Below are 14843 nucleotides of genomic sequence, written 5' to 3' on the forward strand. Positions count from 1 at the left end.
TATAAAAGCTTAACTAGTGCTTCTTAACAATACAAATAGATGTTTTCTTCAAAAGTAATATAATGTATAATGCTTGGGTAGTAATTTTCTACCATATAAAAAATATGTACAAATAAGTAAATTTCAACAGCTTGTAAATGGCGAATAATATTTAACATTGCTTTTCCTTTTGTAAATTTTAGTATATAATACTTATTGTATTGTAATAAATTAGTAGCATTTCACTTGGTTTTTAAAATTTCCACCATGTACCAAATTAGGGACTTACCCTAAAGTTAAATATCTCTCGTTTTCGGTATACAAACTTAATAGATGCTAAGAAATACTTTCATTATTTTTTAACTTGAGCGAAGCAAAAGGAATAGATACAAATATAAACACTAATTTATCAAAAGGGAGGCATATGTATGAAAAGCAAAACACATGTGTACATGGCAAATTTAATTATTGAGGACCTGAAAAAAGGCGGATTAACCCTTCCCGAGGGAATAGGCTATTTTGTTCCTCCTGACGAAATAAAATCAGCCATACTGGAGTGTCCAAGTGAGTTTAGAGCAGGTTCTGCAGGACCTGATTTTTACCCGGATATTCAAATCGGACAGACAATAATTCATCCGAGAAACTCGGGTGAATGGCTTGGAATTATGTTTGATGAGTTTTCAAAAATTTGCCGTGAAGATCCTGAAAGAAAAAAAGCTTTGTCGTTTTTATTGGGCTTTATGATGCATTATTCAGCTGACCTTTATGGACATGAATATGTGAACAGATGGGCTCTTGGATGGTTCCCTGACATTAAAGAAGCACTTTCCGATGGTGAGAAAATGCTAAAGATAGTTCGGCACGTTTTGGTTGAAACTTATATGGACAATAAGGTCCCCAAAGACCAGAGTACTGATTTGAATTTTCCAAAAGGCTTTGTTTCAAGATGTTTTTTAAGTAGTGAAGCACTTGGCAGGTACCCGTCAAATACAGCAATGAAATATGCCGAAGAAATGAGAGAATACGCATTTAACAAGTCACAGGATAATACTGTTAATATGGTTGATATATTCAACTACTTTAAATCATGGCAACAGGATTTGGATAACGGGATAGATGCCTGGCTTGATACATGGCACAAAATAACAATTGATATGACAGCTAATGGCAGAAGTATCCAAGATGCAAAGAACGAACTAAGTTACTGGGTTTCCAACTATTTTGGATATATGACACCTGCGCCTGACAAGTTTGTGGATTTCGTGAAAGTACTGGATTCATTGAATATTTTTAAACCTGTTAAGGAATTAATCATTGAGGAAGCGAAAAAATTCCTTAATGATTTTGTAAAGGCAGCTACAGGAATTGATGTAGCTGATTCAATAGCAGAAATCAAGAAAATGTTTGAACAGCCGGAACTTTATCTAAATAACGGAATCCTTTATGCAGACAAAAATATAACTGAACAGCTTGACAAAGAATTTGGAAACTTTGGACAATCTTCAGATACATTGAATCAAAGCTTCTATGCTTTCAGCCAATGTATTAATATGGGCAAATTGTGCTTAATTGGACCTGAAAACTTAAATTCAATAATAGGAAACGCAAAAGGTCAGAAACTAGATGTATTTAAACCCTTATTATGCACAGGTTCAATAGATGCATTAAATATTACAATTAAAACGAAAAAGAACGACTGGCCATGGGACGGATATGGAACCGATGATAATATATATTTTGGAATAGCTCTAAAAAATGGCGAATATTTCGAATTGCTGCTTGATAAACCTGGATATAATGATTTTGAATCGGATGCTTGCGACACTTATTACTTTAAGTTGCCCAAACACGTCAATTATAGCGAGGTTGCCGAATTCAGATTGAGAAATGACCATATAGCAATCAAAGATGATTGGACTCCGGAATGGATGAGGGTATGTGATCAGTTTGGAAGAGAATTATGGGGCGGAGGTCTTAATCAAACCTTTACAGGAAAGGCACAATTAGCTCTTAGAGTTGATACAGCACAGCTTTCACAAAACAATCAACTTCAAATGGATCATAAAATAATTTCATTTTTGTACAGTCTTGATGGAGTTGGAAAAACTGATAATAATAATCCAACTCAATATAAACAGTGGACAGATGAAAATAATATTTTCTTTACAGATCCTGTCTTGAGAGAACAGGTATACAAAAAGCTGTTTGGGGATGGGAACCACTATACATATGTACCTAGAGCGTTCCATTTAGGATTCAGCAAAGGTGTTGATACTTTTGTAAATAATGAAAAAAGTGGCTTAACCGTAGTATTATCCGCTGCTGGTAATGATGATTGTACCTATACTGGTCAAGAAATTGGAGCTACCAATACAAATCATTATGAAATATATTCAAAGCTTACAGAGCTATCAGGCAGGTTTTCTATGAGATGTACAAATGGGCAAAATGACCTTGCCTACAAATATGCAGAAATAAATCCCTACACCGGAAATCTAAGAGATACCAACCTTGGAAACATGCTTGATACTCACCCCATAATAGCAGATGATTATATCATAAGCTACGGATTTTCCGATACAGGTATGAATAAAAGTGACCAGGCTTATATGTATGTTACTAAAAACCAGTCCGATTGGATGGGAGAATTGCTATCTGCTCATAAAATTCTCACAAAACAGCCATTTAAAGTATTTGCTATTCCAGGTTCCCATGATGCCGGCATGTTTACCGGCATAAACAGTGATGCTGAAGCTAATGCACTGATAAAGGGATTGATAGATAAATATGTAACAACTGAACAACTTGAAAAAGTTTTAAAAGTAGCTATTCCAGGCGAAATAGCAGCCCCTTTTGTAAAAGCACTTGCCCAATTGGTTTTTATGGCTGATGCCTCTACTTCTATGATAAGAAGAGCTATGATAAATCTTGCATATACACAGAAAGATGACATAACAACTCAACTAGTTCTTGGAAGCCGCTGGTTTGATTTCAGACCAGGTTATAATGCAGTTAATAATGATGGCATTTTAAGGCACCAGCATATGTTTATTCCGGGATATGAATTTGAAAACTTTTTAAATGATGTTGTATCATTTTTAGATACGCATAAGAATGAAATTGTTGTTGTATCAATAAATTATAATGGGTTTATGGAAGATTATATGATTCCAAAGGCGGATATTGTTAACGGACTCATAAGCAAGGCACTTGAAAAATCTACTTCCAAAATTAAGATAATAGGACCTGAAGGCCTTGATACACCAATCGAAAGCCTAATATCCGACAATAAAAGGCTTGTTATTATAGCACAGGATAAGTTCAAAACTGAAAATGACCAGCTTGGAAATTATTTTAGAAATTCATATAGTGATGATGCTTATGCAACTGATAATCCGGAAAGTATAATAGGTGCACTTGAGAACACTATCAATACACCAAAGGAAGCAAAAATAAAAGGAACTAACCTTCAATTGCAGGGAACCTACACAAATAAAATATTTAGCAGTACCACCGACATATTGTCCACCTTCCTGTCGTTAAGTGACGCTACATCACCTCTTTTATATACGAAGGCCAAATTCGATTGTGCTACATATAAGTGGATATTACAAAATATAAACAACCCTAAACTAAACGTTGATAATTCAGGACTCATAATTTTCTTAAATGATTTTGTTGATAGTTTAATAGTTAACAGAGCAGCAGCTTTAATTAGAAATAGATGTTCACTTAAAATTACTTATGAAGTTCATGTTGAAAATATAGGCTGGATGCCACTATGTTCAACAAATGAAATAGCTGGGACCACCGGGCAAAGCCTGAGAATGGAAGCTATAAAAATAAATACTTCGTTTTCTGACTCAAGTACCAAATTAGGCATTAGATACAGGGCACATGTTCAGAATATAGGCTGGCAAGACTGGGTTTATAATGGTGAAATTGCCGGAACCACCGGGCAGGCAAAGCGTCTTGAGGCAATACAAATAGAGCTGACAGATACAGATGCCTCTAACTATAATGTAAGCTATCGTGTTCATGTTCAGGATATAGGCTGGCAAGACTGGGTCTGTAATGGCGCAATTGCAGGAACTACAGGTCAATCAAAACGTATGGAAGCTATACAGATTTCTATAGATTGTAAAAGATAAGATTCAAAGGGAAGGTTGTACTGCCAGGGGAGCGGTTTTTAAGCTCCCCTTAAACTTGTAAAAAGTACATTAAACATTCCTTAACACTTAAAGCTCATAAAGATGTTTATTAAGCAAATCTATCTATATAAATGCTTTGATTATTAATACTGTGATTATTATCCATATAAGAATTATAGGTATTGAGTAATACCACTTTTTAGGCTTTCCATTTTCCCAAAGTCCTTGAGATTCAATACGGCATTGTTCAATTATTTCTTTTGGAACAGACTTTAATGTAATCACAATCAATAACGGTAATATTATTACATCATCAAGGTATCCAAGTATGGGTATAAAATCAGGAATCAAATCAATTGGTGATAAAGCATACGCTACTGTTAAAATAGCCAATATCTTTGCATACCATGGGGTCTCTTTTTTCCTTAGCGCCAGAAAAACAACAGGAATATCTCTTTTTAATTGTTTTGCTCGTTCCTTAATTTTCATTTTTGCCTCCAATTTTTACTCCCATCTTAAAAAAATACGTCTTGTTTATGCTTCCATTATTTAATATTTTCATGTAGGTGTCAACATACCTTCATAAGTTCAGTTAACCGAACAAACTTCATTGATGATATTGTTTGGTATATCTGCTTTCCACAAGTAAAGGCCCCAATATCAATTTTAGAATATAAGTAAATTAACAATTTACTTTAGTAAAGTTATGAAGTATACTGTTTATTATAAGTAGACATAAAACAACAAAGACAATTTATTTTGTGAAGGGATTGATATATTGTGAAAAGAAAGTTATCAATTAAGGTTTTGGCATGTGCAATGGCTGCAGCATTATTATTTGCAGGTTGCGGAAGTACAGATAAGGCATCAAGTTCAGTTGCAGATCAATCATGGGAAAAAGTAAAGGAAGCTGGTGTGCTTGTACTTGGCTTAGATGATAGTTTCCCTCCTATGGGTTACAGAGACGATAATAATGAAATTGTAGGATATGATATTGACCTTGCAAAAGAAGTAGCTTCTCGTTTAGGTGTTGAATTAAAACTTCAGCCAATCAACTGGGATTCAAAAGAGCAAGAACTTAATACAGGCAACATTGATTGTGTTTGGAATGGTTTTACTATGACAGATGATTTAAAGAAAAATTTATTATTTTCTGATGCATATATGAATAATCAACAGGTACTTGTTGTAATGGCAGATTCAAAATATAATTCAGAAGCAGACTTGGCAGGCAAATCTGTAGCATTGCAATCAGATTCTAGTGCAAAAGTTGCTTTGGATAGCAAAACAGATTTTAAAGCTTCTTTAAAAGAAGTTATTGAACTGGATAATTACACAACATGTCTTATGGATTTAGAAAAAGGCGGTGTTGATGCGGTAGTTATGGATGAAATCGTAGCTAGATATTTTATTCAAATGAAGGGCTCGAAGTACAAAGTAATTGGAAATAGCCTAGCAGCTGAAGAATATGGAATAGGTTTCAGAAAAGCTGATGTAGCGCTAAAGACAAAGATTAATGATACCCTAAAGGAAATGGCTAAAGACGGTACAAATGCTAAGATATCAGATAAATGGTTTGGTAAGGATATTTCAACAATCGGAAAGTAAATTTTACAATTGCTAACTAAGAATTCTTATTAAGAGGCTGTTGCACAATAGCACTCCACCCCATTATATGTAGGTTAGGAATAACCAATTACATGATATTGCGGCGAAGAAATGTTATGCAACAGCCTCTTTAAAACTGAGAACTTGTCTTTTATGAGAGGGGATTTTTGTATGAAGCTGATTATGCTTTTATGTGATGGAATGGTTGTATCCATAGAGCTTTTTTTGCTGACTTTGATTTTCGCTCTTCCTTTAGGCCTTATTATTTCTTTTGGCAGGAGAGCAAAAAATAGAATAATTAGTGCTATTGCAGGTATATACATATCTATCATGAGAGGCACTCCACTTATGTTGCAATTAGTTGTCGTATACTTCGGACCATATTATGTTTTTGGTGGAAAGATTGATAGATTTCCAGCTGCTGTAATTGCTTTAGTTCTTAATTATGCTGCATATTTTGCTGAGATATTCAGAGGCGGAATAGATTCTATACCAAAGGGCCAGTATGAAGCAGGGGAAGTTTTAGGTTTCACCAAGGTGCAGGTGTTTTTCAAGATAGTACTCCCACAAGTTGTAAAGAGAATATTGCCTGCAATAAGTAATGAGGTTATAACTTTAGTAAAGGATACTGCTTTGGTAACAGCAATTGGAGTTGCTGAAATGTTTAAAGCTGCCAATAATGAAATGACCAGGATAGGTTCAATGCAACCGGTATTTGTAGCAGGAGTTTTCTATTATGTAATGAATTTAATTATAGCCAAGCTTTTTGAATTTGCAGAGAAAAAGCTCAATTACTATAGATAAGGATTCTTGATAATTTATTAGGGAATATCCTTGAAGGAATTATAGTTTCACCGAAGAATCGGCGTGGAGGTTATTATGAAAATGATAGAAGCATCAGATATATGCAAGAGTTTTGATGGAAATACCGTATTAAAGGGAATATCCTTTGAAGTAAATAAGGGTGAAGTAGTTGCCATAATTGGTCCATCTGGTTCAGGGAAAAGTACACTTCTGAGATGCATAACTCTGCTTGAAAAGATTGATTCAGGCAAAATTACAGTTGAAAATGAAATAATGGTTTCAACAAATGAAGCAGGAAGAGCGATTTATGCTGATAAGAATAAGTTAAGAAAAATCCGTTTGAAGCTAGGGCTGGTTTTTCAAAATTTTAATTTGTTTCCTCATTTTAATGTTATAAGAAATATAACTGAAGCACCTGTAAATGTTGCGGGAATTAACAAAGAAGAAGCTAAAAAATCTGCTCAAGAGCTTTTGGTTAAGATGGGTCTTGAGGATAAAGCAAATGCCTATCCCTGCAATCTGTCAGGTGGACAGTGTCAAAGGGTTGCTATAGCAAGGGCTCTGGCATTAAATCCAGATGTTCTGTTCTTTGATGAGCCTACATCTGCACTGGACCCTGAGCTGACTATGGAGGTTTTGAAGGTAATAAGAAATCTTGCCCAGGAGCACATGACTATGGTAGTTGTAACTCATGAAATGGGCTTTGCCAGAGAAGTAGCTGATAGAGTTATTTTTATGGATAATGGTGTTATAGTAGAAGAGGGCACACCTGAGGAGGTTTTCTCCAATCCTTCTAACGAGAGAACAAGGGCTTTTATCAAGGGGTTTGATAAATAGGATCTTTAATTAGTGCACAAGCCAATTTTTCTCTGCACTATACTTGTAAGTATAAGAGCAACTAAGCTTCTGCCTTTACCAAGTGCTAGGCGCAAGCTAAGTTTTTCTATAACAAATGTTTAGAAGGACTATCATTATAACTCGCTTCTCATAAAACAACATTAATGCATTAAACAAGTAGAAGGTACAAAAATTTTTCAAATCTATACTGAGGCTATTTTGACCTCTTTACCTTTAAAGGCAATTCCCAGTTTAACAATATCATTTATACCAAGAGACTTGAGTTCACAATCGTATCTCTTTTCTTCTATCTGCTTTAATGCCATATTCAGCGCTTGATCTATTGACTCATTTTTCAGCTGGCTAGCCTTTTTAAACTCGATAATTATTCCTTTTTTGCTCTTATCTTTTGGGATAATCATCACATCATATCTTCCAAATCCGGATTCTCTGTTAGACTTAATATCGTATTCCTTATCAATATAGACAAGCATTCCCAATACAAACGCATGATAAAAGCTTTCCGAATTATCCTCACGCAAATCATTATAGCTTAAAGTATTCATAACGGTATATGCAAATATTTCATAAAAGGTATCTATGTCACCTGTGAGCAAACTTTTAATCATCTGCTCAACACTTCCGCCCTTTATGGTTTCATCAAACCAGTCCTGCATCATGTTTCTGAAAAAGTAGTGAACTTCTTTGTTTGGAACTTTTAAAGTGCAATAAACGCCATCTTCTTTTAAGTTCAGTTTTATAGGTTTAAGATAACCGCTCATAAGCATAAACGACCATATGCTTTTATCAGATTTATCAATCTGACTGTAAATGATATTTTCGTCTATTTTTACATTCTCAATTGTACCGCCTTCAATTATATCCTTTATGCTCAGCTGTATCTTATTATCGCCTTCCGTAGCAAGCTTCCTTATTATTGCATTTCCGCTTGTGTTTATCCAATAGGGCTCTAAATGGCCTTTGTTGATATACATTATAATTGACCATGGATTATATATTACTGTCTGCCTCTTTTTACCAAAAAGATAACCATCATACCACTGGGCTACTTTGTCCATGCTTTCTTCAATTTTGTAATATTTTAATACTTCCTCAACTTCTTCATGGGTAAAGCCAAAATACTCACTGTAGCTGTCACTTAATATAGTGCTTACATTTAAATTATTCATATCACTAAAGATACTTTCTTTAGCCACTCTGAAAATACCCGTCAGAATGCCTTTCTGAAGGTAGAGATTGTTCTTAAACCCGGAATTCATAAAAGCCTTCATAAATTCTATTGCCTCTACCCAGTGTCCATGTATATAGGCTTCATTTAAAAAAGTATCGTACTCATCCAGTAATATATAAGGCTTCTGCTTATGATAGTTGTATAACGCCTTTGACAGAAGCTCCAAACTATTTATGTAATCCTCGGTTTGAGCTTTACCATTATATATCTTCTCGAAAGTCTCTTTATCTTTTCCTTCAATTGCATTTGATTTAAGTATGTAGGAATGCCTTATAAACTCTGATGAAATCGCGTTTTTGATCAAAGCCAGATTAATATTCCAGTCGCTCATTTTTACATTCTTAAAAGTCAATGTAATTACCGGATACTTTCCTTGCTCATTAATATATGCCTCACCCTGCTGCCATATCTTGTATTCTTTAAAGAGAAAGCTTGTATCCTCTTCAGTCTTTTCAAAAAAGTATCGTAAAAGTGACATATTCAAGGTCTTTCCAAATCTTCTCGGGCGTGCAATCAGAACCACCTCTGAACTATCATCAATTATCTCTTTTATAAATAATGATTTATCAACAAAATAGAGATCATTTTCTACAATCTTTTTAAAATCATCTACACCAATTGGTTGACGCTTCATAAAATGTACCTCTTTTTCTTGTTTAAAATTATACCCTTATTATATACACTTTTATTGGCTCTATCAACTCATCCAAAATATTAATATTACAATTTACTTTGGGAGACAAAACAGAACGTAAAAGCATGATCAACTATTCTGTTAAAATTTCATGTGCCGGAGTTTATCTTGTTCACTAACCATTCACCTGCATTGCTGTTGAAGGATTTGGATATTGTAATTATATCTTCCATATTTATTGCACCGTCTTCCTTAACGTCACCAGTCCATAATGATATCGGTGCTGACTGTGTTGACAGCTCCTTATCTGAATTTACAGAAATATTGGTTATCTTCCTTGTAAGATAACAAGGTTTTGAAATTTTAATGTTATAGGTTCCGGCAGGTACATCTTTTATTTCAAAATATCCGTTAGTGTCAGCTAAAGCATAAAAAGCAGTTCCCTCCAGTTTAACTATAAACCCTTGTCTTGCCTTTGGTCCTGTTGCAGTACTCACTAGAAAATCCGGTTCAATATAGCCTGAAAACTTATAAGCATCTTGTGTTGGCACTTCAGAATTGTGGATATAAACTATTCCATCATTAAGTGTAGTAATTAAAATATTAAATGAGCGATCAGCAAAAGAGGCATTATTTATTTTAATAGGAGTTTTATCTGAGTTACCTGTTATTTTAAAGATAAGGTTTGCAAGTACTCCGTCCGAGTTGATATAGCATTCTCCCATAAAGGGATCAAAAGTGAAAATTTCTATTTTTCCATCACTTTTCTTGTTTACTCCATATTCTAATTTAGCTTCTTTAATTAATGGCCCAGCTTCTCCTGAAACATACTCCAATTGAGTCGGATCATAGGTGATTATCATATCAACCGTTTCGATTTCATAAGGAGAAACATTAACAAAACTTATTGGTATTGTCACAAGATCACCAACTTTTCCTTCAATTGAACCGATATTAACCTTAATGTCTGTGGGAGTTGCAAAAATTGTCACCATACCGGAATTAATTATCGGATATACAGGATCTAAATGTAGATCACCAAATATAGATTCTTTTATTTCTAAGAAAACCACCCTCTTTGCAGGTGGTTTTTTTGTCATATAATAGTATTTCAGTTAATTCCATTAAGAAACTGTCGGGTTAGCTCAGAAATTTTATCGACGTTGTTCAGGTATATAAAGTGTGATCCATCCAGAATTTCATAGTTATCCTCAGCTCCAACACGTTCAAGATGTTGTGTCTGATACTCTTGTGGAGTGACTTTAATCTGACTGTTTTTCGTTTCGTAAGTCTGCTTTGAAATAATCTTAAAAAACGGAACCTTCTCTTTGGGATATATTAGGTTGTGTGCCGCCTTGATATATTCTGTGGAATTGGTTATCTGAGCCAAAGTGTTGTCATTCATAGGAAATCCGGCGTAAATGATCAGATCGCTGATTTCTTTTTCAGTATATCCATATGAAAGAAGCTTGGTTTTATTTGTGGCAATTGGGGCAAGAAGAGATGTAAATCCTATAGCTTGCTGAACCTTTGCAACGCCGAGAAGAGATTTTACAAAACCGGGCATATCATCGCCGATATAGGCAGTTGAAGTACCATCAAGCGATATGATTGCTTCCACTTCATCGGGATATGTTGAAGCATAATATTCACTGTAGACGCTTGATATCGAATGTGGCATCAAGACATACGGACTTTTTATCCCAGCATTGAACAATACCTTGCGTATTTCTTCCACATAGTTCTGACAGGTGCGTTCTCGCTGTGTTTGGCTGCTAAATCCAACTCCGAAATACTCTACGCATACAACCGTATAATCCTCGCTTAGTTTACGCATTAAAGGCCCGAAATCTGCCGATGGCAGAGAAACACCCATTCCCGGAAGCAGGACAATAGTTTTGTCACCGTTTCCCATTTTTGTAATATGCATAGTTTTATTAAAAACATCAAGCATTTCACCATAAGGCTTTATTTGTTCCATTTTGCTTTTGAAATAAGTCGCATGCATAATTGTGCCGATTAACACGAATACCAAAATGACGGAAATTGTAATAATGAAAACTGTCATAACTTTTTTCTCCTTTTACATTCAATTATTTTTCAGCTTACTAGCCTTTTTTAAACTCAATAATTAATAAAATAAATATAAAATAAAAAAATTAGCGGCCTTCATTCCTGAAAGCCGCCGTTTTCACTGGTCGGAGTATGGAGATTTGAACTCCAGGCCTCTTGGTCCCGAACCAAGCGCGCTACCATCTGCGCTATACCCCGAAAACTACATATATATTTTACCAGCATTATTTCATCTTATCAATATTAATTTTTTCTAATTTAACCTTTTCAAGCTTATTCTTTATCTGTATAACTAAGTCTATGCAATTATCTGAGGGTGTTTTTTTTCTATCCACCATACGATTGCCCATGCCATCAAGCTTGAAAGTATTGTAAATGAAAAAATATCGCAGACGGCTCTTTACTCAATTGTAAATACCGCTGCGATATATAAAATTGCTACTTCCAAAAATCAGGACCAATCACTATGCTCCCTTTACTTTTTTTGTTTACTATGAAGGCTCTCAGCTATCATTTTAAGGTTGGCCTTTGTATCTTTGCCCAGAGTAGTTGAGCGTATTGCATATTGCGTTATACTGCCATTTTGATTTTCCAGCCAGGTGATCTCTCCTATACCATTATGCTCGCAATAAATAGCTTCAAAGTTATTTATATTTATTTTGTCAGCCTTCTGACCGCTATTCATCTGATAAATATCTGTTGAAGGGTAGTCAAAAAGAACTGATACGAATATTGATGTTTCACCATTTTTATAGGTAAGAGAATAACTTGATATTTCATTTGAAGGTTCAAGTACCTTAAATATATAGTCCTTATTTGTAATTTTGCTTTCTGCTATGAGGTCGGCTGAATAGGAATCAGGGAATTTGTTATTGTAGTCTGCCTCACTGAAAGTATACCCCTCTGGCAACACATCAGGGGATTTGAATCTATCCCCGATTTTTTCTGAAATCTCATCAATACTCCTTACAGCTGTCGATTTTAGATGTAATATAATCGAATTCTTTGGATTGTTATGCACCTTCATAACAGCAAGAGCTTTACCACGTTCGAGCTTATCGAACTCCTCCTGGTAAATTTCCTGAGGTATGTAATCACCACCGTTTATGATCTGGAACTTATAGGGTATATTTCCAGGACCATTGAGATCCAAAATCTTCACAGCCGCAAACCCTACTGAACTAATCAGAACTAGTGCAACTAATATGCCTATAATTATTTTTTTTCGCATAAACAACACTCCTTTATCCTTCCTATCGTAAATTTCACTCATGACCGCTTGTGTCACGTCAATAGGAGGCAAGCTTATCTGATCAAATGCCTTCTTTATTTCATCAATTGATTGTGAATCCTTCATTTACTATACCTCCTTTTTGAGAAATTAGAATTGATTTAAGCTTCTTTCTGGCTCTTTCATATTTTTTGCGAAGAGTAGCCGGCTTTATATCTAGAATTTTGCTAATCTCTTCAAAACTCTTTTCTTCAAGTATTTTTAATATAAGTATACTCTTATCAACGGGTGTTACTTTGTTTAATGCATTAATCAACTCGACACCCAATTCACTTTTTTCCAAACCTGTTTCAATACCTGTGCTATCAATACATATTTCATCTGAAAACGGCAAAAAACTCATGAGTTTTTTCCTTCGCAGAATATTTATACAACGATTGTATGTAATTTTATAAAGCCATGCTGAAAATGATATTGAGCTCTTGTAACTCCCTATTTTCTCAAAAGCCTTTATAAATGAATCCTGTACGGCATCTTCCGCTTCGTGTGTATTTCCCAACATATGATAGCAGTAGTGAAACAGTTTTTGCTGGAAATTTTCAATTACAACTTCAAATAGCCTGGTTTCTCCGTTTTTAACTCCATGAACTGCAGTTTCTATGGGATCCAAATTGATGCCTCCTTTCATTCAATTGCCTTACGCTATATATAACAATCGGGAATGTGACTTTGTGACATAATTATATAATTAATAATTAATTATTAAAATAAACAGATAGATAAACAAAACACAAGAGACGCCCAAAATATGAGCATCTCTTGTGTTTTTCCCTTGAAACCTAATGTCTATTTATTGTTAACTTGTCTGTTTCAGAAGGTGTAACTTTAACATTCATATTTGCTGGATAAACTTCAATATTCCAGCAAACACCTGCAGGTTTATAGCTTTGAGCTATAGGTTCCTTGTCCCCTAATGGATTTAGCAAGTAAGCCCCATATAACTTATCCCCAACTTTAACTTCTTTCTGCAAATTAACTATAATTTCATCTACATCATCACCAAGACACTTAAGTTCTGAGTCGCCTGTATCAACCACATAAGCTACAAGCGCCTTTTGCAGGTTTAATCCCAGTCTGTAATTGTATTTATCAAGGGCTTCTTTATCAACATATATATCAGATTCTTTTGGGGTATCTGTCTTTACCATCTCGTTAAATTCAGTAAAGCTTATTGTTTGTACACCACAGACATTTTTACTTTCTTCATCTTGTATTGTTACTTTAATACTTTTAATATAATTAGTATTTTTGTCAATTATCATCTCAAAATATTTTGGAGATCCACTCATGCTACCAAATAAATCTCCAATCGCTTTATCTATTATAATAGTACCTGTAAATTTGACCTCGTTTTCACCAACCTCCATATCTAAATAAGCACAAAGTGTATCATCAAATTTATATAGGCCTTCCACACCAAATTCTTTTAAAATTAACTCTATATCCTTATTAGAAGAATTAGACTCTTTCCATTTATTCAAGAAATAGTTCTTATTATAGCTCTTTCCATTACAATAAATCATCTCAGCCTTTTCCAATCTATAACTATCATTACCAAACGTTTCCGTTTCAATCTTCATATTCACAATCTCTTTTTCTTTATCGATTTTTAAGCCTAACAATACTGTAACATTTTCATTATCCTTCCATTCCAAAGTTGCATTAGCACTAAACACCTTAACTGATTCCACAGATTTTTTTACACTATCTAGAGATTCCCTTGTTTTATAAAACTTAGAATTATCTGTTATCAGTACTACTCTTGATTGCTCATCCCAAACAACCTTTTTCCCTAAGCTTTGAGAGACAAATCTTAATGGGATATATGTAGTGTCCTTATATATAAATGGGGCTGCATCAATAATTTCTTCTTTACCATTAACATACACAGTCTTACTGTCAATTTGTAATGAGATTTCAGTTGAATCCTTAGTTACCTTGATACTTCTTTCTTGTTTATTCCATATTATGTGCTTATCATCATCAGGAATTCCAAGATCAGTCATTAATACCCTTAAAGGCAAAAAAGTTCTACCGTCTTTAACTAATGCAGGGTTTAAATCTTCATTCGTATGAGGTTTTGCTTTCCCATCAATAACTACTGTTAAATACGAAACCTCAATTTCTCCCCCCTGTGCAAAGGATAGAAAAGAGAACATGTTGAAAATAGCAAAACATAACAAAAACCCAACTAATGATTTTTTCATTGTATTA

11 protein-coding genes and 1 tRNA gene are annotated in these 14843 nt (G+C 34.4%); 4 read left to right on the top strand and 8 right to left on the bottom strand.

Annotated features, from left to right (window positions below):
• The first annotated feature begins 407 nt into the window (after positions 1 to 407).
• Positions 408 to 4130 carry a zinc dependent phospholipase C family protein gene (locus tag ACECE_RS29235; RefSeq protein ID WP_010246706.1) on the top strand — a complete coding sequence of 1241 codons (3723 nt, stop codon included), beginning with the start codon at positions 408 to 410 and terminating at the stop codon, positions 4128 to 4130.
• Between the two features lie 123 nt (positions 4131 to 4253).
• Here the strand turns inward: ACECE_RS29235 and ACECE_RS0208810 are convergent, their stop codons facing one another.
• Positions 4254 to 4619, bottom strand: a complete 366-nt coding sequence (locus ACECE_RS0208810; protein ID WP_010246707.1) for a YkvA family protein — start codon at positions 4617 to 4619, stop codon at positions 4254 to 4256.
• 291 nt (positions 4620 to 4910) lie between these two features.
• Here ACECE_RS0208810 and ACECE_RS0208820 point away from each other — a divergent pair, with 291 nt between their 5' ends.
• The 3 genes from ACECE_RS0208820 to ACECE_RS0208830 all read left to right on the top strand — a co-directional run bounded on the left by ACECE_RS0208820 (position 4911) and on the right by ACECE_RS0208830 (position 7379).
• Positions 4911 to 5738: an amino acid ABC transporter substrate-binding protein gene (locus ACECE_RS0208820; protein WP_010246708.1), complete on the top strand. Its 828-nt coding sequence runs from the start codon at positions 4911 to 4913 to the stop codon at positions 5736 to 5738.
• A gap of 171 nt (positions 5739 to 5909) precedes the next feature.
• Complete coding sequence (locus ACECE_RS0208825; RefSeq protein ID WP_010246709.1) at positions 5910 to 6542, top strand: amino acid ABC transporter permease; 633 nt, start codon at positions 5910 to 5912, stop codon at positions 6540 to 6542.
• Between the two features lie 75 nt (positions 6543 to 6617).
• Positions 6618 to 7379 carry an amino acid ABC transporter ATP-binding protein gene (locus ACECE_RS0208830; protein ID WP_010246710.1) on the top strand — a complete coding sequence of 254 codons (762 nt, stop codon included), beginning with the start codon at positions 6618 to 6620 and terminating at the stop codon, positions 7377 to 7379.
• Positions 7380 to 7582: 203 nt separating this feature from the next.
• On the opposite strand, the gene ACECE_RS0208835 is transcribed toward ACECE_RS0208830, so the two are convergent.
• The 7 genes from ACECE_RS0208835 to ACECE_RS0208870 form a co-directional block, all read right to left on the bottom strand.
• A complete protein-coding gene (locus ACECE_RS0208835; RefSeq protein WP_010246711.1) occupies positions 7583 to 9265 on the bottom strand; it encodes an AAA family ATPase in 1683 nt (560 codons plus the stop codon).
• A 149-nt stretch (positions 9266 to 9414) separates the two neighbouring features.
• A complete protein-coding gene (locus ACECE_RS29240) occupies positions 9415 to 10365 on the bottom strand; it encodes a cohesin domain-containing protein (protein WP_010246712.1) in 951 nt (316 codons plus the stop codon).
• Positions 10366 to 10376: 11 nt separating this feature from the next.
• Positions 10377 to 11333, bottom strand: a complete 957-nt coding sequence (locus ACECE_RS0208845; RefSeq protein WP_010246713.1) for an alpha/beta fold hydrolase — start codon at positions 11331 to 11333, stop codon at positions 10377 to 10379.
• Between the two features lie 127 nt (positions 11334 to 11460).
• Positions 11461 to 11536: transfer RNA gene (locus ACECE_RS0208850), tRNA-Pro, on the bottom strand.
• Between the two features lie 277 nt (positions 11537 to 11813).
• On the bottom strand, positions 11814 to 12695 hold the full coding sequence (locus ACECE_RS0208860; RefSeq protein WP_010246714.1) for a hypothetical protein: 882 nt from the start codon (positions 12693 to 12695) through the stop codon (positions 11814 to 11816).
• Complete coding sequence (locus tag ACECE_RS0208865) at positions 12673 to 13239, bottom strand: RNA polymerase sigma factor (RefSeq protein WP_010246715.1); 567 nt, start codon at positions 13237 to 13239, stop codon at positions 12673 to 12675. Before ACECE_RS0208865 ends, ACECE_RS0208860 begins: the two co-directional genes overlap by 23 nt.
• A gap of 169 nt (positions 13240 to 13408) precedes the next feature.
• Positions 13409 to 14836 carry a copper amine oxidase N-terminal domain-containing protein gene (locus ACECE_RS0208870; RefSeq protein ID WP_010246716.1) on the bottom strand — a complete coding sequence of 476 codons (1428 nt, stop codon included), beginning with the start codon at positions 14834 to 14836 and terminating at the stop codon, positions 13409 to 13411.
• Positions 14837 to 14843: the final 7 nt, after the last annotated feature.

The organism is Acetivibrio cellulolyticus CD2 (assembly GCF_000179595.2).
In the GTDB taxonomy this organism is placed as follows: domain Bacteria; phylum Bacillota; class Clostridia; order Acetivibrionales; family Acetivibrionaceae; genus Acetivibrio; species Acetivibrio cellulolyticus.

Bases quoted from the DNA above. Each gene is read 5' to 3' on its own strand.
- ACECE_RS0208835 (WP_010246711.1), bottom strand. From the start codon at position 9,265: ATGAAGCGTCAACCAATTGGTGTAGATGATTTTAAAAAGATTGTAGAA.
- ACECE_RS29235 (WP_010246706.1), top strand. From the start codon at position 408: ATGAAAAGCAAAACACATGTGTACATGGCAAATTTAATTATTGAGGAC.
- ACECE_RS29240 (WP_010246712.1), bottom strand. From the start codon at position 10,365: ATGACAAAAAAACCACCTGCAAAGAGGGTGGTTTTCTTAGAAATAAAA.
- ACECE_RS0208870 (WP_010246716.1), bottom strand. From the start codon at position 14,836: ATGAAAAAATCATTAGTTGGGTTTTTGTTATGTTTTGCTATTTTCAAC.
- ACECE_RS0208860 (WP_010246714.1), bottom strand. From the start codon at position 12,695: ATGAAGGATTCACAATCAATTGATGAAATAAAGAAGGCATTTGATCAG.
- ACECE_RS0208830 (WP_010246710.1), top strand. From the start codon at position 6,618: ATGAAAATGATAGAAGCATCAGATATATGCAAGAGTTTTGATGGAAAT.
- ACECE_RS0208825 (WP_010246709.1), top strand. From the start codon at position 5,910: ATGAAGCTGATTATGCTTTTATGTGATGGAATGGTTGTATCCATAGAG.
- ACECE_RS0208845 (WP_010246713.1), bottom strand. From the start codon at position 11,333: ATGACAGTTTTCATTATTACAATTTCCGTCATTTTGGTATTCGTGTTA.
- ACECE_RS0208810 (WP_010246707.1), bottom strand. From the start codon at position 4,619: ATGAAAATTAAGGAACGAGCAAAACAATTAAAAAGAGATATTCCTGTT.